Annotated in this window: 5 protein-coding genes; all 5 read right to left on the bottom strand. The window is 67.5% G+C overall.

What is annotated here, in order from left to right:
* Positions 1 to 93 precede the first annotated feature (93 nt).
* The 5 genes from P3T27_RS40825 to P3T27_RS40805 all read right to left on the bottom strand — a co-directional run bounded on the left by P3T27_RS40825 (position 94) and on the right by P3T27_RS40805 (position 2,953).
* A complete protein-coding gene (locus P3T27_RS40825) occupies positions 94 to 354 on the bottom strand; it encodes a hypothetical protein (protein ID WP_280686441.1) in 261 nt (86 codons plus the stop codon).
* Positions 355 to 468: 114 nt separating this feature from the next.
* On the bottom strand, positions 469 to 630 hold the full coding sequence (locus P3T27_RS40820; RefSeq protein WP_280686440.1) for a hypothetical protein: 162 nt from the start codon (positions 628 to 630) through the stop codon (positions 469 to 471).
* 159 nt (positions 631 to 789) lie between these two features.
* A complete protein-coding gene (locus P3T27_RS40815) occupies positions 790 to 1,356 on the bottom strand; it encodes a transposase (protein ID WP_280686443.1) in 567 nt (188 codons plus the stop codon).
* Complete coding sequence (locus tag P3T27_RS40810) at positions 1,272 to 1,826, bottom strand: winged helix-turn-helix domain-containing protein (protein WP_280686442.1); 555 nt, start codon at positions 1,824 to 1,826, stop codon at positions 1,272 to 1,274. Before P3T27_RS40810 ends, P3T27_RS40815 begins: the two co-directional genes overlap by 85 nt.
* Before the next feature lie 161 nt (positions 1,827 to 1,987).
* On the bottom strand, positions 1,988 to 2,953 hold the full coding sequence (locus P3T27_RS40805) for a YrhB domain-containing protein (protein ID WP_280686439.1): 966 nt from the start codon (positions 2,951 to 2,953) through the stop codon (positions 1,988 to 1,990).
* Between the last annotated feature and the right edge of the window lie 332 nt (positions 2,954 to 3,285).

Raw genomic sequence — 3,285 nt, 5'->3', positions numbered from 1 at the left:
CCCGGTGATCATGAAGCGTAGAGAACTCCATGATCGGGCGAACCGTGCCTGCCCTGCTACTGCCGATTAGCTCGGCACCTACTGGCGGACGCCCTAAGCGATCTTGCCACTCGCAACACGCCCGGACTGGACACGGAAGGCGATGATCCAGGTCACGAAAATCGAGGACATGCCGGGGTGGTACCTGTACACGACGCTGATGCGGTCGCCCGAATCGGAGGCCGGGTCGGTGCGGGCGGTGTAGTCGTCAATCTCGGGGTCGGTGCCGCCGGGCACCGGGATACCGAGCCGCGGGTAGAGGGCGAGGCGCTCGACGAGCTTCTCGACCGCGTCCAGCTCGCCGGGGCGCAGCACGGGGAGGGCCTGCCTCGGATTCCCTGTCAAGTTCTTCTGTTCAGATCCAAAGTCTCGGGTCCTGGGAGTCAGGTGTCCCGTCTCACCGAAGTTTGACTGCAGGCGGGTCTTCCGTCAGCGGCGCAGCGTTCGCTGGGCCAGGGCAAGGGTGACCTCGGTCTCGTCGCTCCAGGAGCAGACCTCCAGCCAGGAGAGGTAGCCGGCCTGAGCGAAGACTAGGACCTCGCCGGGGCAGTCACCGTTCTCGGTGTAGATCAGGGCGTCGGCGGCCACCACCGTGCTCGGTCCGGACGGTGCCGGCTGAACCGAGGCCGTGTCGAGCTCGAAGTAGGTCGTGCCGCACCCGCACGTACAGCGCCCTCGCACGCGTAGATGGGGCACTTGGGCGCGGAGCGCCCGGTGAACCGGATTGTCACCGTTACTGACTTCGGCTTGTCAGGGTGACGTTGGGGTGTCGAGGGTCAGGCCGGTGCCGGCTATGAAGCCGTCGAGGGTTTCGGGGCGGTACTGCAGGCGTTTGAGCCGGTTGCGGACAAGGGCCTCGAGTCGGTCGAGGGCCATGACAGCGAGGTTTGCCAGGCTGTGCTTGACGTGTACCCAGACCCACTCCACCGGGTTGAGGTCGGGCGAGTAGGCGGGAAGCAGGAACACTGTCAGCCAGGCACGCTCGGCGATCAACTCGCGCATGGCGTGGGAGACGTGGGTGTTCAGGCGGTCCCAGACCAGCACGATCGGTGCCTTGACGAGGTGGTGGACACCGTCGATCAGTGCGATGAAGTCACGTTCGCCCATGCTGCGGCGCTTCCCCTTGCCCGCGGGGTGGGTGCGCAGGCGGTGGCACAGCCGGGTGCGTGAGCCGGGGCGCATGGCGATCATCCCGGCCACCGACAGTCGTCCCGAGCGGCGGCCGCTGACCGTCACGACAGGGGTGCGGCCTCGCCGGCCCCAGGTGCGTCCTCTGGGCGGACGGCGGGTGAAGCCTGCCTCGTCCTCGAAGCAGATGTAGCCCCCGCAGGCCGCCCGCGCTCTTTTACCTCCGCCCAGGTCACCTCCTTCCACGCGGTGACGGCCTGCTCGTCCCGCTCGGCCACCCGACGCGCGGGGACCTGCGGACTGAAGCCGAGCCGGTGCATCAGCCTCGTCGCCCCGGACACGCTGTAGGAAACGTGGAACTTCCGCCCGATCAGCGTGGCCACCCGCGCCGCGGTCCACACCTGGTCCTCCACCCAGCCGTGTGCGGCCGGGCCCTGGTCCAGGTACGCGGCGAGTTTCTCCAGGCAGCGCGGCGACAGACGGCACCGTGACCCGCCCGGGCCGCGAGAGGACAGAGCCTGCACGCCGCCATCGCGCCACAACTGGTGCCACCGGTAGGCCGACTTCGGGCTCACCCGCAGACGCCGTGCCACTTCCGGTGGCTTGATCCTCTGCTCGAACAGCTCGGCTGCCTGCATCCGCAAAGTCTCCCGGCGCAACCGTCCCGCAGCGGTCAGCCCGCCCCCATCCGCATATCTCACACACCACCGGATACAGCCACCGCAGCCCACCAATCAGGGACTTCGGGAGAGTTCACCCTGACGAGCCGAAGTCAGTAAGGAGGGCGTCGAGCACCTCAGCCACGTCGGGAGGAAGGCACTCAGTCATCAGGGGCCTCTACTCCGGAGAGTTCTAGTTCAAGATCACGCAGGCGTTGCGGGCTGACCTGCGGCGGCACCCAACTGTTGCTGCGTGCGTGGTTGACGAAGTCGGGCGGAAGCCTCAGGTGGTGCTGCTCGACGTAGTGTGCGAGATCGCTGGGCCAGAACCATGTGCCGTCGGTCAGCAGTGCAATGCTGCCCAGCGGAGGGCCTTCTGGCGTAAGACGACATCGGGCTATGGAAGTCGTTGCTGCCAGGAGAGTGCCTGCCCGCAGATAGGAGATGAGAGCGGCGTCGTCCTTGTCGGGGCCGGCGTGCAGGAAGGGCAGCATGCTCGGAGCCTGCTTTTCACCGGTCACCAGTTCGCGGTAGTAGCCCAGGTGCCGGGTCAGGTCGATGCCTGTGCGGAGGTCCGGGACGGGCACGGGAGCGAGGGTCAGGGTGGTGATGGGCAGGGGTGGGCAGACCTCCGGCGGCCGGGTGAGCTCCGCCAGTTCGGTGCGGGGAGTCTGGTGCGTCGCCAGAGCGGCAACGTATTCCCGAGCTTGGCCGATGCTCATCCCCGGTGCGTTCCGGCGCAGCTCCCGCAGCGCTGCCACGGCGCCTTGGGCCTCCAGGACCGCGCCGACCAGGCTGGCAACCGGGTCCGGTCGTGCCAGGCCCTTCACATCGTGCCGGTAGAGGTCTTCCCACTCGCCGGTCGCGTGCGTCGTGACCGGGATCAGGTGCAGGCTGCCATCCGTTGCGTCGACCAGGATTGGCCCCAGGCCGACCAGCAGGTGCTCCGGGCTGCGGGTGCGGATGTACTCGGCTGACTGGCAGAAGACCAACCATCCCAGTGGATGCTCTTCGGCGCTGGACACCAGTACCTTCTGTGTCCACTGATGTGCGCTGAGCGCCAAGCCGCGTTCGCGCGCGAGCCATGCCTCGACCAGGCTGACCGCTGAATCCTGTTGCAACCTCACAGCGGAGATCATGCCGACCTCTCACCGATCCGGCCAACGGAAACGCACAGCTGGGCGGCATGACTGCATCGCCGGCCGGGTGTCCTGGAAGTCCGGCCCGTACCCCCGGCCTCGAACAGGGACGGTGGATCAACGGGCGTGAGGAGAGCCAGGCTCGGAATCGACGTCATGGCTGAGGAAGGCGCACGACGTTGTCGGGCAGCCGGACTACCTCCTCGGCCTTGCGCAGCCGTTCAGTGAGGAGTTTTCATCCTGAGAACCGCAGTTCACGGGGGCTGGCGTGAGTTCGAGGCGGGGTGCTCGGGCTGGTCGGGGGCGTGATCGCGGTCGGG

The sequence above is a fragment of the Kitasatospora sp. MAA19 genome, from assembly GCF_029894125.1.
GTDB lineage: Bacteria > Actinomycetota > Actinomycetes > Streptomycetales > Streptomycetaceae > Kitasatospora.
This window is presented reverse-complemented; position numbering and strand designations above follow the sequence as displayed.